Annotated in this window: 18 protein-coding genes; 13 read left to right on the top strand and 5 right to left on the bottom strand. The window is 70.3% G+C overall.

The genetic code is table 11. From position 1 onward, the window contains the following. A partial coding sequence (locus WG209_RS02540) for a hypothetical protein (RefSeq protein WP_337173425.1) occupies positions 1-294 on the bottom strand: 294 nt, incomplete at its 3' end. A gap of 484 nt (positions 295-778) precedes the next feature. On the opposite strand from WG209_RS02540, the gene WG209_RS02535 reads away from it, so the two are divergent. Continuing rightward, positions 779-1321 carry a hypothetical protein gene (locus tag WG209_RS02535; RefSeq protein WP_337173424.1) on the top strand — a complete coding sequence of 181 codons (543 nt, stop codon included), beginning with the start codon at positions 779-781 and terminating at the stop codon, positions 1319-1321. A 36-nt stretch (positions 1322-1357) separates the two neighbouring features. On the opposite strand, the gene WG209_RS02530 is transcribed toward WG209_RS02535, so the two are convergent. Then, complete coding sequence (locus WG209_RS02530) at positions 1358-2422, bottom strand: class I SAM-dependent methyltransferase (RefSeq protein ID WP_337173423.1); 1065 nt, start codon at positions 2420-2422, stop codon at positions 1358-1360. A gap of 385 nt (positions 2423-2807) precedes the next feature. On the opposite strand from WG209_RS02530, the gene WG209_RS02525 reads away from it, so the two are divergent. The 9 genes from WG209_RS02525 (at position 2808) to WG209_RS02485 (ending at position 14321) form a co-directional block, all read left to right on the top strand. Then, a complete protein-coding gene (locus WG209_RS02525; protein ID WP_337173422.1) occupies positions 2808-4598 on the top strand; it encodes an ATP-binding cassette domain-containing protein in 1791 nt (596 codons plus the stop codon). 51 nt (positions 4599-4649) lie between these two features. After that, a complete protein-coding gene (polX, locus tag WG209_RS02520) occupies positions 4650-6401 on the top strand; it encodes a DNA polymerase/3'-5' exonuclease PolX (RefSeq protein WP_337173421.1) in 1752 nt (583 codons plus the stop codon). Between the two features lie 224 nt (positions 6402-6625). Further along, a complete protein-coding gene (locus WG209_RS02515; protein ID WP_337173420.1) occupies positions 6626-7057 on the top strand; it encodes a DUF2203 domain-containing protein in 432 nt (143 codons plus the stop codon). 169 nt (positions 7058-7226) lie between these two features. Next, positions 7227-7871, top strand: coding sequence for a (d)CMP kinase (cmk, locus tag WG209_RS02510; protein ID WP_337173426.1), 645 nt, complete (start codon positions 7227-7229; stop codon positions 7869-7871). Beyond that, entirely contained in the window at positions 7868-8590 is a 723-nt protein-coding gene (locus tag WG209_RS02505) for a lysophospholipid acyltransferase family protein (RefSeq protein WP_337173419.1), read from the top strand. The genes cmk and WG209_RS02505 overlap by 4 nt, the downstream gene beginning before the upstream one ends. Before the next feature lie 729 nt (positions 8591-9319). Further along, complete coding sequence (locus tag WG209_RS02500) at positions 9320-10279, top strand: DUF1559 domain-containing protein (RefSeq protein WP_337173418.1); 960 nt, start codon at positions 9320-9322, stop codon at positions 10277-10279. Beyond that, positions 10273-10779, top strand: a complete 507-nt coding sequence (locus tag WG209_RS02495; RefSeq protein ID WP_337173417.1) for a hypothetical protein — start codon at positions 10273-10275, stop codon at positions 10777-10779. Before WG209_RS02500 ends, WG209_RS02495 begins: the two co-directional genes overlap by 7 nt. 65 nt (positions 10780-10844) lie before the next feature. Next, positions 10845-12980, top strand: coding sequence for a G8 domain-containing protein (locus WG209_RS02490; RefSeq protein WP_337173416.1), 2136 nt, complete (start codon positions 10845-10847; stop codon positions 12978-12980). A 351-nt stretch (positions 12981-13331) separates the two neighbouring features. After that, positions 13332-14321, top strand: a complete 990-nt coding sequence (locus WG209_RS02485) for a sugar phosphate isomerase/epimerase family protein (protein ID WP_337173415.1) — start codon at positions 13332-13334, stop codon at positions 14319-14321. 217 nt (positions 14322-14538) lie between these two features. Here the strand turns inward: WG209_RS02485 and WG209_RS02480 are convergent, their stop codons facing one another. Then, the gene (locus tag WG209_RS02480; protein WP_337173414.1) at positions 14539-15561 is read right to left on the bottom strand and encodes a DUF1559 domain-containing protein; all 1023 of its coding nucleotides are present in this window, start codon (positions 15559-15561) and stop codon (positions 14539-14541) included. A gap of 391 nt (positions 15562-15952) precedes the next feature. Here WG209_RS02480 and WG209_RS02475 point away from each other — a divergent pair, with 391 nt between their 5' ends. Beyond that, a complete protein-coding gene (locus tag WG209_RS02475) occupies positions 15953-17080 on the top strand; it encodes a DUF1559 domain-containing protein (protein WP_337173413.1) in 1128 nt (375 codons plus the stop codon). Between the two features lie 67 nt (positions 17081-17147). Then, the gene (locus WG209_RS02470) at positions 17148-17630 is read left to right on the top strand and encodes a hypothetical protein (RefSeq protein ID WP_337173412.1); all 483 of its coding nucleotides are present in this window, start codon (positions 17148-17150) and stop codon (positions 17628-17630) included. 90 nt (positions 17631-17720) lie between these two features. Here the strand turns inward: WG209_RS02470 and WG209_RS02465 are convergent, their stop codons facing one another. Both WG209_RS02465 and WG209_RS02460 read right to left on the bottom strand, forming a co-directional pair. Beyond that, positions 17721-18821 (bottom strand): DUF1559 domain-containing protein, encoded by a 1101-nt coding sequence (locus WG209_RS02465; protein ID WP_337173411.1) that lies wholly within the window; start codon positions 18819-18821, stop codon positions 17721-17723. 82 nt (positions 18822-18903) lie between these two features. Beyond that, positions 18904-19155 (bottom strand): hypothetical protein, encoded by a 252-nt coding sequence (locus WG209_RS02460; RefSeq protein WP_337173410.1) that lies wholly within the window; start codon positions 19153-19155, stop codon positions 18904-18906. Between the two features lie 502 nt (positions 19156-19657). On the opposite strand from WG209_RS02460, the gene WG209_RS02455 reads away from it, so the two are divergent. After that, positions 19658-20212, top strand: coding sequence for a DNA-3-methyladenine glycosylase (locus WG209_RS02455; protein ID WP_337173409.1), 555 nt, complete (start codon positions 19658-19660; stop codon positions 20210-20212). The last annotated feature ends 317 nt before the right edge of the window (positions 20213-20529 follow it).

Genomic DNA, 20529 nt, shown 5'->3' with positions numbered 1-20529 from the left:
CCGGGGGGTCGCGACGCACGCCGACGACTGCGTGTGGCCGCGGGGGCCCATCGCCTCGCCGGGGTCTTCCGGGTCCTCCCCCTCGGGCTCGTCGGGGAACCCCTCGACCTCGTCGTCGAGCGGCGTCGCGGCGGGATCCGGGCACCCCTCGTCCGGGGCGTCGGCCGTCGTCGTGACGGGCACCGTCGGCTCGGCCGCCCGCTCGCAGGCCGCGCGCGCCGACCCGGCCGGGACGGTCGAACCGTCATGTCCGGCGAGCGTCAGGCCGATCAGGCAGGCGAGCGAAAAGAGCATTCGGGAGGGCCCGGGGGCTTCGGGGCGACGCGGGGATTACAACAGTATAAGCGACAACTCCGCCCGATGTGGAGCCCGTTCCCCTCGCGGGTCTCGCCCGTCCCCTTCGCGGGGATGCCCGAAAGTTGGCTTCGTTCGTCGACCCCGGGAATCCCGGGTTTCTTCGTATCTCCCGTGCTAGTAATGGCTAGGGGCGTCGGAAAGTTGGCTTCGTTCGTCATTTTCGAAGTGGTTTCGCGAATCCCGCGGCCGGGCCTCCCCGACGCGCGTGGCGGGTCGATGATTCGAGGCGCGTTCCTCGCGGGGATCTGGGCGAGACGGGCGCGCGGCGGGCTCCTTCGGGCCGCGGGGCCTTGTGATACGGTCGGATTTTCAAAGAGCGGTACAATCAGTCGCTTGGTATGTTCCGCGGAGAAGGAGGCGGGATTTCAGGAATCTCCGCGAAATCGAAAACTTGCCCCTCGCCTGGAAGGGGAGTCGTGCCATGCGCGGTCGATCGATGAAGCCGTGGACGCTGGCCGTGGCGGTGCTGGGGGGCATCGGCGTCGTCATCCCGCTGCTCAACGGGGCCGTTCTCCCGCTTTCGCTGGCCGCGGGGCTGGCGGTCCTGGCGTTGATCCTGGGCGCGGGGTGGGCTCGCGTCCTACCCGGGATGACGCTGGTGGCGATCGTCGTGGCCGCCCATTGCGCGCCGGTCAAGTCGAGGGATGGACTGCCGAGTCGGCGGATCACGGTGCCGAAGGCCGTGATGACGTTGGCCGAGCTGCGCGATCCCCATGAGCACGGGCTCGACGGCATCCGGGCCCACCCGCCGTTGTATTTCCCACGGGGGCCGGACGTCGGGCCCGCGAGGTTCGACCACCTCACGGTCCACTTTCCGTCGACGGAGATGACCGTCCGGGAGTTCGTCCGGTCGATCGAGGGACAGACGCCGCTGCGACACGCCATCGGGACCTGCGGCACCGATGCCACGATCCTCGGGGGCTCCATCCCGATGGCGCTCGTGTTCAGCGAGCCGAGATCATGAAAGCCGGGTCGCGCCCCCGGGGGTCGGCCTCCGCGCTCAGCCCGGCTTGACGGCGACGAAGGTCAGGCCGGGGGTGAAGTGCTTGACCAGGGAGGCGGGGATCCGGGGCATGACGAGCCGGTAGATGCGGGATTGCCCTTCGAAGAAGCCGGGGCGTCGGCGCGCCTCTCGGATGGAAGCGGCGTCGGTCGGGACGTAGTGGCGGGGGAACCGCATCTCGGGGGCGGCCCAGAAGGAGCGGGGCGGCTTGAAGCCCTCCTCCTGGAGGATGGCGGAGAGCCCGTCGTGGGAGTGCAGCAGGCCGGCCAGGGCCCTCCCCCGGCCCAGTCGATCCCTCCAGGCCCGTCGGGTGAGGAATCGCGGCAGGGCGTTGCCGAACCGCATGTTCCCCATGTGCTCGTCCGGGCCCCCCTTGAGATAGTGGAGGGCGTAACGGTTCTTCGTCGAGAGGAGCAGGCGGCCGCCGGGCTTCAGGACGCGGAGGATCTCCGAGAGGACCCGCCGCTGGCCGGCCTCGTAATCCTCGGCGGCGGAGCGCCAGACGCACCACTCGAAGACGAGGTTGAAGAAGACGGCGTCGAACGTGCCGTCGGCGTAGGGGAGCCGGCACTGGTCGCCGCCGCAAGCGGAGGTGACGTTGGCGGCCCCCTCCTGGCGGCATCGCTCCGCCGTGAACTCGGCCTGCCCCGGCGAGATGTCGATCGCGTGGACGTGGCGCGCCCGCTTGGCCATCTCGACGGTGAAGGTCCCGAGCGACGCGCCGAAGTCGAGCGCGACGTCGTCCTTGGTCAGCTCCAGCAGGTCGAGGATCTTGAGCCGGCTCGGGTCGGTGACGTAGCGGAGCGAATACTCGTCCTCGAACATCTCGTCCAGCGCCTCGCGCCAGCCGACGCGGACGGCCGTCTCGTTGAGCCGGTCGAGGCGACCGGTGTTCTCCTCGTCGAGGGGCTCGTCGATCAGGAGGATCGGGATGCCGCGCCGAACCTCGTAGGTGGGGGCCTCGCCGCCGCTCGTCAGCCCCTCGCCGTCCGCCCGCAGGGGGGCGCCGGTTCGCGGGCAGATGTAGACATCCATTTCGGGTTGCGTGAACGTCGGTCGCATGCTTCGGCACCCCAAGCAATCGGATCCGGGCGGGGATCGGCCGGACCGCCGTGCTCGAATGGAAGATAGCCGGGCACGCGCCGTCATTCTAGCTGTAGTTGATAAAATCGACGCGGACGAGCGAGGGTCGGTCATGTTAGGCCGGAATTAATCTTATCATGTGGTTTAAGGCGTGTTCGGGATTGCGTGGTTGGCCCTCGCGGCCTTGATTGGATGGTCGGCGGGACGCATCGCGGGGCGGACCGGGACGGAGGCGGGCTCGGCCGAGGAGTCGCGGGGCCATGCGCGGGCCGGGTAGGTTTGGGGGCGGGGATTCCGTACAATGGCCGGACGATCCCCGGCCGCGCCGGGGCCGCTTCCGTCGGGCCCGAGTTAAGAAGCAAACATGGCGTTATTGAGCTTGCGCGGGGTGAGCCTGTCGTTCGGCGGGCCGAAGTTGCTGGACGGCGTGGATCTGTCGATCGAGGCCGGGGAGCGGGTCTGCCTCCTGGGCCGCAACGGCGAGGGGAAGTCGACGCTGCTGAAGCTCATCAGCGGCGAACTCGCCCCCGACGACGGGTCGATCCTCCGGCAGCAGGGCTTGCGGGTGGCCCGGCTGCTCCAGGACGTGCCGGCCGGGCACGGGGGGACCGTCGCCGAGGAGGTCGCCGACGGGCTCGCGCACGACGACCACGGCTTCGGCGGCGACGACCACCGCGTCCAGGCCGTCGTCTCCCGCGTGGGGCTCGACCCGGACGCGAAGTTCTCGGAGCTGTCGTCCGGCATGAAGCGCCGGGTGCTGCTCGCCCAGGCGATCGTCGACGAGCCCGACGTCCTGCTGCTGGACGAGCCGACGAACCACCTGGACGTCGAGTCGATCACCTGGCTGGAGAACTTCCTCCTGCGCTACTCGGGGACGATCGTCTTCGTCACCCACGACCGCGCGTTCCTCCGGAAGTTGGCGACGCGGATCGTCGAGCTGGACCGCGGCCGGCTGGCGGACTGGGCGTGCGACTACGACACGTTCCTCGTCCGCCGCGACCAGCTCCTCGCCGCCGAGTCCCGCGAGCGGGACCTCTTCGACAAGAAGCTGGCCGAGGAGGAGAAGTGGATCCGCAAGGGGATCGAGGCCCGCCGCACCCGGAACGAGGGCCGCGTCCGGGCGCTGGAGGCCATGCGGGTCGCCCACAAGCAGCGTCGCGAGCGCCAGGGGACCGCTCGAATCCAGGCGCAGGAGGCCGAGAAGTCCGGGATGCTCGTCATCGAGGCCGAGGACGTCGAGTTCGGCTACGGCGAGCGGACCATCATCCGGGACTTCTCCGCGACGATCGTCCGGGGGGACAAGGTGGGCATCCTCGGCCCCAACGGCGCGGGGAAGACTACGCTCCTGAGCCTGCTGCTGGGCCGGCTGGAGCCGCGCGCGGGGACGATCCGCCGGGGGACGAACCTGGAGATCTCGTACTTCGAGCAGCTCAAGTCGACGCTGGAGGACGAGAAGACCGTCCAGAAGAACGTCAGCGACTACGACACGGTGACGATCGACGGCCGCGAGCGCCACATCATGGGCTATTTGCAGGACTTCCTGTTCACGCCCGAACGCGCCCGGACGCTGGTGAAGTACCTCTCCGGCGGCGAGCGCAGCCGGCTCTTGCTGGCGAAGCTCTTCACGAAGCCCTCGAACATGCTGGTGCTGGACGAGCCGACGAACGACCTGGACCTGGAGACGCTGGAGCTGCTGGAATCGCTGCTGGTGGAGTACCAGGGGACCATCCTGATCGTCAGCCACGACCGCGCCTTCCTCAACGGCGTCGCCACGAGCGTCCTGGCCGTCGAGCCCGACGGCCGCGTGAAGGAGTACGAAGGGGGCTACGACGACTACCTCCGCCAGCGCGAGGCCTCGCCCCCCGCCGAGCCCAGGCCCGCCGCGCCTTCGAAGCCCGCCCCGGCCGCCGAGCCCCCCAGGGCGAAGCCCGTCAAGCTCTCCAACCTGGAGCGCAAGGAGCTGTCCACGCTCCCCGGCAGGATCGAGAAGCTGGAGGCCGACCTGGCCGCGCTGCACGAGTCGATGGCCGACCCCGGCTTCTACAAGCAGGACCGCGACGCCATCGCCCAGGCCAACGCCCGCCTCCAGGCCCTCGAGGCGGATCTCTCCGCCGCCTACGCCCGCTGGGAGGCGCTGGACGCGGTCGGGGGGTGATGGGATCATCGCGGGGCGGTCGAGGGGCCCGACGGTTGGGGGGGCGGCACGATGGAAACCGCGCGGATCGCGCAAGTTCTGGACGAGATGGGGACAATCCTGGAGGTGCGGGGGGAGAACCCGTTTCGGTGTCGCGCGTACCATAACGCGGCGCAGGCGCTGGGCGGGCTGCCCGGCGACCTTACGGAGATGATCGCCGACGGGAGCCTGGCCGACGTGCCGGGCATCGGCGAGACGCTGTACGCCAAGATCGTCCAGCTCGCCACCACCGGGCGATTGCCGGCCTACGACCAGCTCCGGGCCGAGACCCCGCCGGGGCTGCTGGCCCTCCTGCGCGTGCCGGGGATCGGGCCCAAGAAGATCAAGGCGCTGCGCGAGGCCCTCCACATCCAGAGCCTCGCCGACCTCCGCGCGGCGGCCGAGGCGGGGCAAATCGCCAAGGTGAAGGGGTTCGGCGCCAAGACCGAGGCCAACATCCTCGAAGGCATCGGCTTCCTGGAGACGACCGGCAACCGGATCCTCCAGAACGAGGCCCTGGCGATCGCCGCGCCGATCCTGGAGTTCGTCCGGGGTCGGAGGGGCGTCGTCCGGGCCGAGGCCTGCGGCAGCCTGCGCCGTCGCGCCGAGACCATCGGCGACATCGACGTCCTGTTCAGCTCCGACGACCCCGCCGCGGTCCTCGACGAGTTCGTGAAGCTCCCCCAGGTCGCCAAGATCCTCGGCCACGGCGGCACCAAGGCGAGCGTCCTGCTCCCGGCGTTCAAGACGGGTCAGTTCGTCCAGTGCGACGTCCGCGGCGTGGCCGACGACCAGTTCGCCTTCGCGCTGCACTACTTCACCGGCTCCAAGGCCCACAACATCGCCATGCGCAAGCGGGCCCTGGCGCGTGGGCTGTCGCTCAACGAGTACGCCCTGGCCGGCGTGAAGGACGAGACGAAGCGGGTCGAATGCCGCGACGAGGCCGAGCTGTTCCGGGCGCTCGACCTCCAGTACATCCCCCCCGAGATCCGCGAGGACTCCGGGGAGTTCGAGGCGGCCGAGGCCGGGACGCTGCCGAGGTTGATCGAGCCCGGCGACCTGACCGGCACGTTCCACTGCCACACCGACTGGAGCGACGGCGACGCCACGTTGGCGGAGATGGCCGAGGGCGCCCGGTCGCGCGGGATGCGATACCTGGGCATCGGCGACCACTCGAAGTCGCTGGCGATGGCCCGCGGGCTGACGGTCGACCGCGTCCGCGACCAGTGGAAGGCGATCGACGCCCTGAACGCCGGGTACGCCGGCGAGTTCCGCGTCTTCAAGGGGACCGAGTGCGACATCCTGGCCGACGGCTCGCTCGACTTCCCCGACGACGTGCTGGACGGGTTCGACTACGTCGTCGCCAGCGTCCATTCCCGCTTCAAGATGTCGAGGGCCGAGATGACCGACCGGATCATCAAGGCGGTCTCGCACCCGCGCGTCACCATGCTCGGCCACCCCACCGGCCGGCTGCTCCTGGCGCGGGCGCCCTACGAGGTGGACCTGGACGCCGTCATCGAGGCCGCGGCCGAGCACGGGACGATGATCGAGATCAACGCCAGCCCGTACCGCCTGGACATGGACGCGGTCCACTGCCGGCGGGCGAGCGAGAAGGGGGTGACGATCGTCATCAACCCGGACGCCCACTCGGTCGCCGGGCTGGACGACCTCGCGTTCGGCGTGAGCCTGGCCCGTCGGGCATGGCTGACGAAGGACGACGTCCTCAACACGGCCCCGGTCGACCGGGTGGCGAGCCGGCTGGAAGAGCTGCGCCGGCGGGGGTGAGCGGCGTCGCGGCGGTCCCCTCGGCCTTGTTGCCATGCAGGCCGGCCCTATAATCCAACAAGGCGAAGGAAGGACGGGCGTCGCGCGACGGACGGACGGCGCCCGATTCGCCTCTCTCCGCATGGATGCGACGGCCGGAGGACGGCCGAGGCCCCATACCGCCATCATCCATAAGGCAGCGAGGACGACCCATGGCCGCGACGAAACCCCTGCGGGATTCACGCATGCGATATTACACTGTCGAGGACGCCAACCGGGCGTTGCCCTACGTCCGGGCCATCGTCGCCGACATCGTCCGGCAATACGGCGTGGTCGAGGAGTTCCAGCAGCGGCTCGCCCGCCTCGGCCGCGAGCGGCGGCGGAACGCCGCGTCCGACGACCTCTACTCGGAGGAGCTGGCCCAGTTCCGCCGCGAGCTGGAGGCCGAGGAGGAGCGGCTGGAGACGTTCCACCAGGAGCTGAAGGCCCTGGGGGTGGAGCTTCGGAACGCCGACGGCCTCTGCGACTTCCCCAGCCAGATCGACGGCCGCGACGTCTACCTCTGCTGGCAGCTGGGCGAGCCGGCCGTCGAGCACTGGCACGAGCTCGACGGCGGGTTCGCCGGCCGTCGCCGCGTGGCCGACGCCGTCGACGCCGACCCGGCCCCGTCCTCCTGACTCGACCGATCCCGACATCCCCCGCGATACCCCCTCGCCCCGCGCGGTCGGCCCGACCTCGCGGGGCGAGTGCTTGAAGCGGGCGGCCGGATCCGGACAATAGGGCCGACGGCGGCGACGCCGCGACCTTCCGCCCCATTCCATCCCCGGGACGAATCCCTTGCATCGCGTGGTGACGATCGACGGCCCGGCCGGCGCGGGCAAGAGCACGGTGGCCCGGCTGCTGGCCGACCGCCTGGGCTGGCGATTCCTGGACACCGGCGCCATGTACCGCGTCGTGACCCTCGCCGCGCTGCGGGAGGGGGTCGACCTGGAGGACGCCGGGGCGCTCGACCGCCTGGCGGCGGGGCTCGACGCCTCGTTCCCCCCCGGCCTCGCGCTGCTGGGGGGGGAGGACGTCTCCGCCGCGATCCGGGACGTCGCCGTCACGCGCTTCTCGCGGTTCATCGCCGACTGCGCCCCGGTGCGGGCCCGGCTCGTCGGCTGGCAGCGGGCGTTCGCCGAGAGCGACGACGTGGTCACCGAGGGACGCGATCAGGGGACGATCGTCTTCCCGGACGCCTACCGCAAGTTCTTCGTCACGGCCTCCGACCACGAGCGCGCCCGCCGTCGGCATCGGGAGCTGGTCGCCAGGGGGCAGGACGCGACGCTGGAGGCGGTTTTGGCCGACCAGCGCGCCCGAGACGCCCGCGACGCCGGCCGCGCGATCGCCCCGATGCGCGCCGCCGACGACGCCGAGACCGTCGACACCACCGGCCTGTCGATCGAAGACGTGGTCGAACTCCTCCATCGGAAAGTCCGCCCCGCCCCATGAACGCCGACCCCCCCACCGACCAGACCCCCCCGACCGCCCCGACCCCCAAGCGCGACCGCCGCGAGCCGTCCGGGGCCGATCGATCGCCCCTCGCGCGGGCGTGGTATCGATCCGTGAAGGTCATCGCCTCGGGATGGTTCTCGCTCTACGGCGGCTGGCGGGCCTCCGGGGTCGAGAACATGCCGGAGGAGGGGGGGGCGATACTCGTCTCCAACCACGCCAGCTACCTGGACGTCTTCGTGCTGGGGCTGGGGGCGCGACGGCCCCTCAACTACGTGGCCCGGTCGACCCTGTTCGTCCCGGGCCTCGGGGCGTTCATCCGCTCGGTCGGCGGCTTCCCGATCCAGCGCGAGGGGATGGGGGCGTCGGGCATGAAGGAGACGCTCAAGCGGCTGCGCTCCGGCGGCGTCGTGGTCCTCTTCCCCGAGGGGACGCGCTCCCCCGACGGCGAGCTGGGCGAACTCAAGCCGGGCATCGCGCTGCTGGTCGCCCGCGCCGGCGTGCCGGTCGTCCCGGCGGGCGTCGCCGGGACGTACGAGGCGTGGCATCGCGGCCAACGCTTCCCCCGCCCGCGGCCGCTCCGGATCCACTTCGGCCCCCCCATCCTCCCCGCCGACCTGGAAGGGATGGAGCCCCGCGCCGTCACCGCCCTGATCCGCGACCGCATCGCCGAGTGCGTGGCCGTCGCCCGCCAGGAACTCCCCGGCGGCCGGGCGTAACCGCCGCGCGAGTTGGCTTCGTTCGCGCGCCGCCGTTTCCTGGTGGTCGTGGGTAAGTCATGTCGCGTTAGCGGTTTGCGGTCATGTGGGGTTGGCTTCGTTCGTCGTTTTCGAAGTGGTTTTTTCGCCCGACTCCAACGTTGTCGAGCGTGAAGCTCCGTCCCCTCTCCCGGCGGGCTGACGACCCGCCACTATTTCGGCGTTGGTTGTACCATGGATCGCCGTCCCTTCTTCCCTCGAGGGAGAAGGTGGCCGAAGGCCGGATGAGGGGGCGACCGGCGGCGTCCCTCGGGCAAGGCCCGCGCCACGAGAGACAGGCCCACGGCCCTGGGTCGCGCGCCCCCTCATCCGCCCCTCCGGGGCACCTTCTCCCACGAGGGGAGAAGGGGGGAGCCCGTGCGGCCATCGCCGAAAAAGTGGCGGGTCGTCAGCCCGCCGGGAGAGGGAACGATTTCGGATCGTGTCGCGCGATCGACACGGACCGTCGGCTCTCTCGCTGACTGCTTCCGGGTTGTCAAAGACCATCATCATCAAACAGACGCATGGTCCGCGGCGGGCCCGGGCGGATTTCAGGAATCTCGGAATTCGATCGAGATAAGGCCGTCGCGGGGGGTTGACGCCCCGCGATCGGGTTTCTTACCATGACTTCCCCCTGATATTGCGTCTCAATCGCGTCCGAGCCCACTCCCGCCGACGCCGCCCGTCCCAACTTCCCCGGAGACGACATTCATGCCGCGTTCGAGCCGACGAGGCTTCACGCTGATCGAGCTGCTGGTGGTGATCGCGATCATCGCGGTGCTGATCGCCCTGCTGTTGCCGGCCGTGCAGGCGGCGCGCGAGGCGGCCCGTCGGGCGCAGTGCTCGAACAACCTGAAGCAGATCGGGATCGCGTTCCATAACTACGCGGACGTCCACAACGGGTTCCCGCCCACGGCGTTCGGGGTCCCGGGGCCCAACCTCCAGATGATGGGGGGGTGGGCGGTCCAGATCCTCGGCTACATCGAGCAGCCGGCGGTGTACTCGGCGTATAACCAGTCGTTCGGCTTCTACATCGAGCCGAACCAGACGGCCGTCCGCACGGTGATCCCGACCTACGTCTGCCCGTCGACGCCGAGGGCGACGAACCCGGTGAACAACGTGCCGCGGTTCACCGGGTCGAACGGGACGCCCGACCCGAACCTCTACGCGGCGGCCGGCGACTACTTCACCGCGCGGTCCTTCGTCGACCCCTGGTTCCCCACGAATCAGCAGGTGGAGCACATCGGGGCGCTGGACCAGAAGCTGCACACGCCCCTGGCCGCGATCTCCGACGGCCTCTCCAACACGCTGCTCGTCTACGAGTGCGCCGGCAAGCCGGACTACTACCGCCGGGGGGGCAAGTTGGGCTTCACGTTCCCGCAACCGACCTCCCCGAACGCCACCGACCGCTGGTTCGCGCACGGGGCGTGGGCGGGATATATGAACATGCGGATCGTCAGCTTCACCGGCGATCAGTATCAGTACGACGGCCCCTGCGTCATCAACTGCCACAACGGCTGGAACGGGGTCTACTCGTTCCACCCCGGCGGCGTGGACGTCCTCTCCTGCGACGGCTCGGTCCGGTTCCTGAAGGAGTCGGCGGCCAAGTCGGTCATCAAGGGGTACGTCAGCCGGGCCGGGGGCGAAGTGCTGGACTCCTCGCAATGGTGAGCCCCGACCGGCCCCGCGCGGGGGGCGTCGCCTTCGGGCTGATCGTCGCGGCCTTCGTCCTCGGGTGCGGCGACGACGGGCCCGCCGGGCCGCCGCTCCATCCGGCGTCGGGCAAGGTGATCGTGGACGGCGAGCCGGCGTCCGGCGTGCTGGTCCGCCTCCGGCCGGCGGACGACCCCGACTCGCTGGACGCCCCCGTCCCGTTCGGCACGACCGACGACGAGGGCGTCTACGTCCTGGGGACGCGCGAGGCCGGCGACGGCGCGCCGGTCGGCCGGTACAAGGTCACCCTGTTCTGGCCCGACCGCCCGCTCGGCCTCCAGCCGGCCGAGGACCTGCTGGGGGGCGTGTACGCCGTGGCCGACCGCTCCACGCTGGAGGCCACGATCGCCGAGGGCGAGCAGGTCATCCCGCCGTTCGAGGTCGCCAAGTCGGCCGCCAGGCCGAAGAAGGCCCCCGCGCGCAAGAAGTCGTCCGTCGACCAGGACGGGCTGGAATAATCCGACCGTCGCCGCCCCGCGCTCCCTCGCATCCCCATCGGCCCTGAGCCTAGCCCGGAGCCCCCATGTTCCTCGCGACCCCCCTCTGCTTGCTTGCCATGGCCTTCTCGGACCCCGCCGCCCCGGCCGCGACGCCCCCCCCGACGATCCGATCGGCCGGGAGCGGGAACTGGTCCGACCCCGCCACCTGGGAAGGGGGGCAGGTCCCCGGCGAGGGTGCCCGCGTCCAGGTGAAGGCGGGCGACCAGGTCGTCTACGACGTGGCCGACGACCGGGTGATCCGCTCGATCCACGTCGCCGGGACGCTGGACTTCGCCCGCGACCGCGACACCCGCCTCGTCGTGGGGCTCATCAAGATCCAGGCCGGCGACGACGACTCGGAGAACGGATTCGACTGCGCGTTCCACGCCCCCGCGGCGATCGAGCCCGGCGACCCCCGGCCGACCCTCATCGTGGGGACCGCCGACGACCCGATCCCGGCCGGCAAGACGGCCGTGATCCGCCTGGCCTACGTCGAGGGGATGGACAAGGAGACCTGCCCCGCGATCGTGAATTGCGGCGGCCGGATGGAGTTCCATGGCGCGCCGATGCCGAAGACCTGGACGCGGCTCTCCCGCGAGGCCGGGCGCGGCGAGGCGGTCGTGATGGTGCCCCAGTCCGACGTGGTCGGCTGGAAGCCGGGCGACCAGATCCTCGTCGCCGGGACGACCCGCCAGGTCGGCTACAAGAACTCGCGCACGCACAGCGTCGCCGAGCGCCCCGCCACCGAGACGCGCCGGATCGCCAGGATCGCCCCCTATCGCGAGCTGGACGACCGGATGGTCCGCGTGTTCCTGGACGCCCCGCTGGAGAACGCCCACCGCGCCGAGGGGGCCTACCGGGCCGAGGTCGCGAACCTGAGCCGCAACGTGGTGATCGAGTCGGCCGACCCGGACGGCGTCCGCGGCCACACGATGTACCACCGGAACTCGTCCGGCTCGATCTCCTACGCCGAGTTCCGCCACCTGGGCAAGGAAGGGGTGCTCGGCAAGTACGCGCTCCACTTCCACCTGATCGGCGAGACCATGCGGGGCTCGTCGGTGATCGGGGCGTCGTTCTGGGACAGCAAGAACCGCTGGATCACGATCCACGGGGCGAGCTACCTGGTGGTCCGCGACTGCGTGGGCTACAAGTCGGTCGGGCACGGGTTCTTCCTGGAGGACGGGACGGAGACGCGCAACATCCTCGACGGCAACCTCGCCGTGATGGCCCTGCGCGGCAAGCCGCTGCCGGAGCAGGTGCTGCCGTTCGACCAGAACCTGGGCTCCGGATTCTGGTGGTCCAACAGCCTGAACTCGTTCACGAACAACTCGGCCGCGGAGTGCGACCAGGACGGGTATCGCTTCGAGGTCTTCGCGGGCGACGACTTCGACCCGGTCCTGCCCGTCCTCCAGCCCGACGGCCGCAAGAAGGCCGTCGACATCCGCGCGCTGCCCTTCATCCGGTTCGACGACAACGAGGCCCACTGCATGCGGTTCTTCGGGCTGAACCTGGGGGGCTTCAACGACGGCGGCGTCCCGCCGAAGCCCGGCGAGAAGCCCGAGCCCCGCGCCACGCGGCCCGCCGACGAGTACAAGCAGGAGGGGCGTCGTCGGATCGAGGACGTCGAGGGGGTCGGCCCGGACGCCAGGCACCCGTTCCGCATCCGCAACTTCCGGTCGTGGGACACGCACTGGGCGTTCCACGCCGGCTCCCCGTCGGTCCTGGCGGAGGGGATGGACTTCTTCGACTGCCAGTACGGCGTCTGGCGCAGCGTGATGGACCGCCACGAGTACGCCGGCCTGAAGATGGAGCGGATCGTCTCGCGCGGCATCTTCTTCCCCCGCCCCGGCCTGGCGAAGCCGGACGAGATGGTGCTCCTCAACCCGGTCGACGACCTGCCCCCCTCGACCGTGATCACGCACGTCCGCCGGAAGGATCGCCAAGATCCTTCCGGCCCGCTGGTGGTCCGTGGTTCGTGCGCCGACAACGGCGAGGTCGTCCGCGTCGTCGTCAACGAGATCGAGGCCCGCGCCCTGCGGCCGAACTTCGCCGAGTGGGAGGCGGAGATCCCCTCGGTCGGCGTCGCCCGCGTCGAGGCCCACGCCGAGGACGAGGCGGGGAACGTCGAGAAAACCCCCCACCGCCTCCCGCTCGACTCGACCGGCCTGGCCGCCCGCTGAGCATCGGGGCAAGCCATCCTAACGGCCTTCCCCCGTGGAGGGGGAAGGTGGCCCGAAGGGCCGGATGAGGGGGGGACGAGCGAGACGGCCGACGCGGTTCGGAAGGGCCCCCCAGGGCCGTCGGCCGGGCCGAGGTTCCGAACCCCGAGGCTCGGCAGGCAAGCTCCCCCTCATCTGACCGCTTCGCGGTCTGTCTTCCCCCTCCAGGGGGGAAGAGCGTTCGTACCGAACCATTTCGATGGCGACTCGCGAGGGCGGGGGGGGCGTCCTTGGGCGGTGCCGCGCGATGTGGTCTAATATCCGCGCACGGCGAACGTCCACGAACCCCCGCTTGGCTCCGGATCCGCTCCCATGACTCCCACCGCCTCCACGACCCGACCGATCGAGTTCAACCGTCGCGCCGCCCTGACCGGGATGGCCGGCGCGCTGGCCTTGGGGGGCCTGGCGACGGCCGCCGAGGAGGCGCCGTCGCCGGCGCCGGCCGCGCCGGGGCCGTTCATGCTGGGCCTGAACACGGCGACGATCCGCGGCCAGAAGCTGGGGATCGTGGAGATCGTCGACATCGTCTCGAAGGCCGGCTATCAGTGCCTGGAGCCGTGGCTCGACGAGATCAACCGCTACAAGGACGAAGGGGGCTCGCTGGAAGACCTGGGCAAGCGGATCCGGGACGCCGGGCTAACCGTCGAGAGCGCCATCGATTTCTTCGAGTGGGCCGCCGACGATCCCGAGCGGCGTCGCAAGGGGCTGGAGTCGGCCAGGCGGACGATGGACACGCTCCGGAAGATCGGCGCGAAGCGCGTGGCCGCGCCGGCCGCCGGCGTGACCGACGCGCCGGTGGAACTCCCTCGCCTGGCCGAGCGCTACCGCGCCGTGCTGGAGCTGGGCGACGAGTTCGGCGTCGTGCCGGCGGTCGAGGTCTGGGGCTTCTCGAAGACGCTCGGCAACCTGGCCGAGGCCGTGTACGTCGCCACCGCCGCCGGCCACCCGAAGGCGTGCGTCCTGCCCGACGTCTACCACCTGCATCGCGGCGGCTCGTCGTTCGAGGGCCTGAGGCTCGTGAACCCGGCGGCCATCCCGGCATTCCACCTCAACGACTATCCCGAGGTTCCCGACCCGTCCCAGCTCAACGACTCCGACCGCGTCTATCCCGGCGACGGCGTCGCGCCGATCCGCTGGATCCTGGAGACCATGGCCGCCGGCGGCTCCCCGATGATGCTCTCGCTGGAGCTGTTCAACAAGGAATACTGGGCGCAAGACCCCGCCGTCGTCGCCGCGACGGGCCTCCGCAAGATGCGGGAACTCGTCGATCCGATCCGCGTCCCCGCCCCCGCGGGGTCGTGACGCCGCTCCGAGCCGTTGCTCGGCCGGGCCCACGGCGGGCGATCGGGCAGGGGGGCCCGGCGGGCGACGCCACGATCGGCAACGACGCGTCACGGCCGTCGCCTTCCAGATCTACAACGTCGCCGACGCGTCCTGGCCGCCGGCCGTCGGGCCCGAGGCAGGCAGCCGTTCCGCCCGGACGAGCGGATCGGCTACTGGTTAAGACCGCGGCCGGTCCTCAGTAGGCGTCGGAGCTGATGACCTCGTCGCCCGCGACCGTGCCCAGGGCCCGCCAGGTCAGGCCGTTCATCGTCTCCTTGACGAAGCGGACGGACCCGTCGCCCAGCAGGGCGTTCACCCCGCCGGGGTGGTAGCTCCGGGAGCCGACGGCGGCGTAGGTCGGCCCGCCCCGGCCCTCGCTCATACCGGCGATGTTCACGTCGTCCTGGCGGTTGGGGCCGCCGGGGACCTGGAAGTTCGGCGGCCAGGCGGTCGTGAAGCCCGACTGGTGGACCACCCCCTCGACCCATTCGGTGTGGCCGTTGGTGTTGATGGCGCAGCCGCCGGCATACTCGGGGGCCGCCGTCAGCGGGTCGGCGTCCGGTCGCGGCACGTCGTTCGGGCCGACAACGCCCGACGGGCGGCAGTTGGACATCTGCGGCTGGTACGCCTTGACCTCGGCCGCGACGACGGTGTTGCTCAGGCCGTCGCGGAACTCGCCCAGCCGGCGGCTGCGGTTCGGCCCGAAGGCGCTGCGATTCTGCGCGCCGCCGAAGCCGCCCCAGACGAGCCAGTCGCCCATGGCGAAGCCGTAGTTGGTCACGCCGTATCGGCTGCCGTCGCCCCGCGGCCGGGGCTCGGGCCGGACTTCGCTCGGGCAGATGAAGGCCGTGACGACGGCCCCGGCCACGGTCGTGTTCTGAGGGGTGCTGTAGCTGAGGTTGAAGTTGATCGCGTCATACATCGCGGCCTGCTCGAGGTACGGCAGGACGCGGCCGTGGACGCTCCACGCCCCCCACCAGGTGACCGTCGAGCCGGAGCCGGACAGGACGACCTCGGGGGGCAGGGCCCCCACGCTACTCTCGTAGTTGGCCAGCCCCAGGCCGAGCTGCTTCAGGTTGTTCGTGCATTGCATACGCCTGGCGGCCTCGCGGGCGGCCTGGACGGCGGGGAGGAGCAGGGCGATCAGCACGGCGATGATGGCGATCACCACCAGAAGTTCGATCAGCGTGAATCCGCGAGCCTCGGCGCGAGCTCTCATGGAAAACCAACCCTTGGAAGCGTCAGGCCGAGTCGGTGGGAGTGTGACCGGCTCGGGCGGGGCGCGGCGTGAAATTGAGATTCAGTCTCGGCAGATCGGCAAGTATGGGGAGAGGTGGCGCGAACCGTCAATAGGGCGTCCGAAAAAGACGGATGACCACCGTTCATGGCCACCGCCGAGGTCATCCAGGCCCATGGACGGCGCGGCCATTGTAAGTCGATAGAAATTATAGGAATTAGCCTTGATCCTCCCGGCACGCGGTGGATAATCAACGGCCGGGGGCTTCCTCCGACGTAATCAAGCGCCGACCCGTCCACGGGAGGTGTCCGACGAGACCTGGCGCGAGGCCGACCATACGGGATGGAGGCCGCGCCGAGAGGTTGATGGACACATGGAGAGATTCTCGTTCGTCTCGCGTCGCGGCGACGTCCGCGGCTTCACGCTCATCGAATTGCTGGTGGTGATCGCCGTCATCGCAGTGCTGATCGCCCTGCTCCTGCCCGCCGTCCAGGCCGCCCGCGAGGCCGCCAGGCGGGCGCAGTGCTCGAACAACCTCAAGCAGATCGGCCTGGGGCTGCACAATTACCATAGCGCGTTCGATTCGTTCCCGCCGGGCGCGCTGTTCGGTCGTCGCGCCGACCTGACGCTGGGGAACAACCGCGACTTCTCCGCGCACGTCCGCCTGCTGGGCTTCACGGAGCAGCCGGCGCTCTACAACGCGGCGAATTTCGACCTGGCGTGCTTCAATGACGAGCACTACGGCAACCACGCCAACTCGACGACCACCACGACCCGGCTGGCGCTGATGCTCTGCCCGTCGTCGACGCCCCCGGGCTGGAACCATCAGGGCTCCGGGGCGCTTTTCAACTCGATGAGGGCGCCGGGGGGGAACTACTTCGCCTCGGTGGGGGCGACGCTGGAGTTCGCCGGCCATCAGCGCAACGGCCCGCCGAACGGCGTCTTCGAGTACGTCGGCGAGTTCGGCCGGAGCCACGGCCTCCGAGGGATCATCGACGGCGCCAGCAACACGATCGCCTTCGGCGAGTGGCGGACGGGGAGCGGCAACCCGAACGTGACGACCATCCCCACCGACATCGTCTTCCTGGGCTCGTTTCCGGCCGGCACCCAACGCGGCAACGGCTCGCTCGGGTCGCCGCAACTGACCCGCGAGACCTTCCTCGCCTGGGCTTCCCAGTGCTCGGCGGCGGCCAGGGATCGGAACGGCTATTACGGCAAGAGCACCACGCTGGGGCAGAACTGGTCGCTCGGCCTGGTGGCCTATTCGCTGGGGAACGTCCTGCTCCCGCCGAACCCGCGGCACCCCAACTGCTCGACCCACGCCACGGGCACGCTCCAGACGCCGGGGGTCTGGGGGCTCAGCAGCCTGCACCCGGGCGGGGCGAACGTCCTGCTGGCCGACGGCTCGGTCCGGTTCCTCAAGGACTCCGTCGACGTGGCCACGATCTGGGCCCTGGGGACGCGGGCCGGCGGCGAGATCGTCTCGTCCGACTCCTACTGACCGGCGCGGGGGCCGAGCGCCCCCGCCCGCTCGATCGATCGCTCGAACATCCCCGGAGATCCCGAACGTGATACGCCCGATCGCCCCGCGCGCGTCCGCGCGCCTCGTCGCCCCGCTGGTCGCCCTGCTCGTCGCCGGCTGCGGCGGCGAGGACGGCCCCCCGCGCGAGCCCGTCGGCGGCGTCGTGACGCTCGACGGCCGTCCCCTGGAGAGGGGGCTCATCACCTTCACGCCCGAGGCCGGCGGAGACCTGGTCGTCAGCGGCCTGGTCGTGGATGGGGAGTTCTCGCTCCCTCGATCCGAAGGCCCTGGCCTCGGCCGCCATCGCGTCGACGTCTGGTCGAAAAAGCCGACCGGCAAGACCTTGAAGGACCGCGCGGATCCCGAGAATCCCGTCGAGGAGACGGTGGAACTCGTCCCGCCGCGCTACAACCTCCGCTCCGAGCTGATGGCCGACGTGGAGCGGGGAGGGGAGAACCGATTTACATATGACCTCGCCGGGACCCGGGAGAAGGGGCCGGCGAGGAAGGTCGCCTCGCGACGCCCGTGACGGGCGGGGGGTGGACGAAACGGAGCCGGCCGGGGCCTCGGAGGGAGGCACCCCGGCCGGCTCGTTGAATCCGTCAGGGTCGCGGTGGGATCAATACTGGTCGGCGCCGACGATCTCGCCGCCGGCGCGGGTGCCGAGGGCCTGGAAGACGCCCTTCTGCTGGGTCGGGGCGTAGTTCCAGTCGCCACTGCTGCCGGAAGCCCCCTGGGCGGCCGGGTTCCAGGAGTTGACCGAGTTCTTGATGAACCGGACCGAGCCGTCGCAGAAGGCGAAGTTGGCGCCGCCGGAGTGGTTGCTGGCGGCCGTCATGCTGAAGTTATTCCCGCGGGGGAACTTCGGCGCGGGGGCGCCGGGGTTCAGGGTCTGGTCGGCCTGGCGGCTGTCCTTGAAGAAGTTGGGGGGGAAGAAGGTCGAGAAGCCGCAATCGCCCCAGTCGCCCGAGATGTACATGTTGGTCGTCCAGCGGGCGTTGTCGGCGGCGTTGACGGGGACGAGGCGGCTGTGGGCGTGCTCGCCGTAGAGGATCGTGTTGCTGGTGCCGTCGGTGATCCCGGCGATCCGGACCGGCGGGAAAGTGCTGGGGAAGCTGACGGAGTTCGGGGTGCCGGGCGTGCTGCCGCCGGTGTGGTTGAAGATGCCGTCGGACTGGGACAGCTTGGCGTCGTTCCAGCGATAGGCCAACGTCCCCATGTTCTGGGCGTAGCTGCTGTAGGTGAACGGCTGGTAAGAGTCGTCCCATCCCTGCGTGTCGGAGCCGAGATTCGGGGCGCGGAGGCCGGTCACGTCGTCGCTGGGGCACCAGAGGGTGTTCATCCCGGCGGCCGTCACGGTGCTGTTGGGGCCCAGCCAGATCGTCAGGTTCTGGTTGAACGCGTTCCAGATCGTCCCCCCCTCGTAGTACGCCAGGAGGGCGACGAACGCGCTGTAGTTCTGGCGCATGGCCGAGCCGGTGATGTCGCGGCCATTGCTGTCCCCCATGGGGAAGCTGCCGTTGGCGCTCTCATAGTTGTGGGTGGCCAGGCCGAGCTGCTTCAGGTTGTTGGTGCATTGCGCGCGACGGGCGGCCTCGCGGGCGGCCTGGACGGCCGGCAGCAGCAGGGCGATGAGGACGGCGATGATGGCGATGACCACCAGCAGCTCGATCAGCGTGAAGCCGCGGCGGTGGGCTGTCGGGACGGACGCGCGATTCATTGGGCGACCTCTCCGGGAGAACGGGCCATGAGACGATGAAACGGGTGAGAATCGGTGACAAGTGAACGGGAATCGGACGCGGTCAGGGCGCCCCGCCGGCCGCCTCGGCCTTGCGGCGCATCTCGCGCTTCTCGGCGATGCCCATGTCCTGGTCGGGGTTGCCCTTCCTCTTGCCCTTGGCCGCCTTGACCGGCTCCTCGGCGGTCGGGGTGGCGGCCGGGTCGGGCGTCGGGGGGCTGGCGGGGGGCGTCTCGCCGCAGCCCAGCGGCGCGCAGCAGAGGAGGACCAAGGTCGACGCCAGCACCGCGTCTTTCCATTCTCGACGGGAGAACATCGGATTCGGGACTCCAACGGGGTGGCGCGGGCGCGACGGACCACGGAATGTCGGCGCCGCGTCGCGCCGCGAACTCGATCGGCCCGCGACCGATCCCGCCCCTATCGCGCACGAACAAGGGCGGGCTCGACCGTGCCCATCGATCTTCCTGGAAGCCAGGCGAACAAGGATCGAACGATAGCAGACAAGCTTCGGCTCCCGCGAAGATGCCGCGGGGCCTGGAACGAACGTCCGAGATAACGAACGATGGTGATGCTAGCAACTCGCGCCCGGGATCTCTAATGGATTCCCGAAGGATCCGCGAAATTTCGGGATCCGGGCCGAGCGAGGCTCGCATGATTGCTTCGGACGCCGTCGCCGGCCCGCTCGACAGGAAGGTTTCGCGCCGCCCGATTCGCGGTCGGGGGAGGCGGGATGGGGCGATTCCGCCGGCCTCCCGCGGCCCGCCGCTTGCATGAGGGATCGTCAACCCTCCCTCGCGTACCTCCCACATGATGACGACATGGATATCTTGCCGCGTGAATTCTACGACCGGATGGCCGACGAGGTCGCGCCGGATCTCCTGGGGATGCACCTGGTCCGGACGATCGGCGACGAGGTGATGATCGGCCGCATCGTGGAGGCCGAGGCCTATCTGGGCCCGCACGACCTGGCGGCCCATGCGTCGAAGGGGCGCACGAAGCGGACGAGCGTCATGTTCGGCCCGCCGGGCCACGCCTACGTCTATCTCATCTACGGGATGCATCATTGCCTAAACGCCGTGGCGGGCCCGGGGGATCACGCCTCGGCCGTCCTGCTCCGCGCGGTGGAGCCGGTCTCGGGGATCGAGGGGGCGACCAACGGCCCGGGCCGACTCTGCCGGTCGATGAGGATCGACCTGTCCCTCTACGGCCACGACCTGACCGAGGGGGAGCTGGTGATCGCGAGGCCGCCGGAGGGGCCGGGGACGTTCGAGATCGAGCGGGGCCCTCGGGTCGGGGTCGACTACGCCAAGGACTGGGTGGACACGCCGCTGCGGTTCATGATCGCCGGCAACCCTTACGTCTCGCGGCGGTGACGCCGCTTGACGGCGCGGCCCGCTCGACGGCGCGCGCCGCGGTCGGCCATCCTATACGGCCTTCCCCCTGGAGGGGGAAGGTGGCCCGGAGGGCCGGATGAGTGGGAGCTGAGCGAGATGCTTTCCGGAGTTCGAAGGAGCCTGCCGGGGCCGTCGGCCCGCCCCAAGGTTGCGAAGTCCGAAGCCCCGCGGGCGGGCTCCCCCTCATCTGACCGCTTCGCGGTCTGTCTTCCCCCTCCAGGGGGGGAAGGCCGTCGCAAGAGTCGCTCTGGCGGTGGCCGATGATCCTCCTCTCGCGTTGTGAGCCAGCTTGACAG

The organism is Paludisphaera sp. (genome assembly GCF_037189885.1).
GTDB lineage: Bacteria > Planctomycetota > Planctomycetia > Isosphaerales > Isosphaeraceae > Paludisphaera.
The sequence above is the reverse complement of the archived record's forward strand: the minus strand, read 5'-3'. Positions and strand labels throughout refer to the sequence as shown.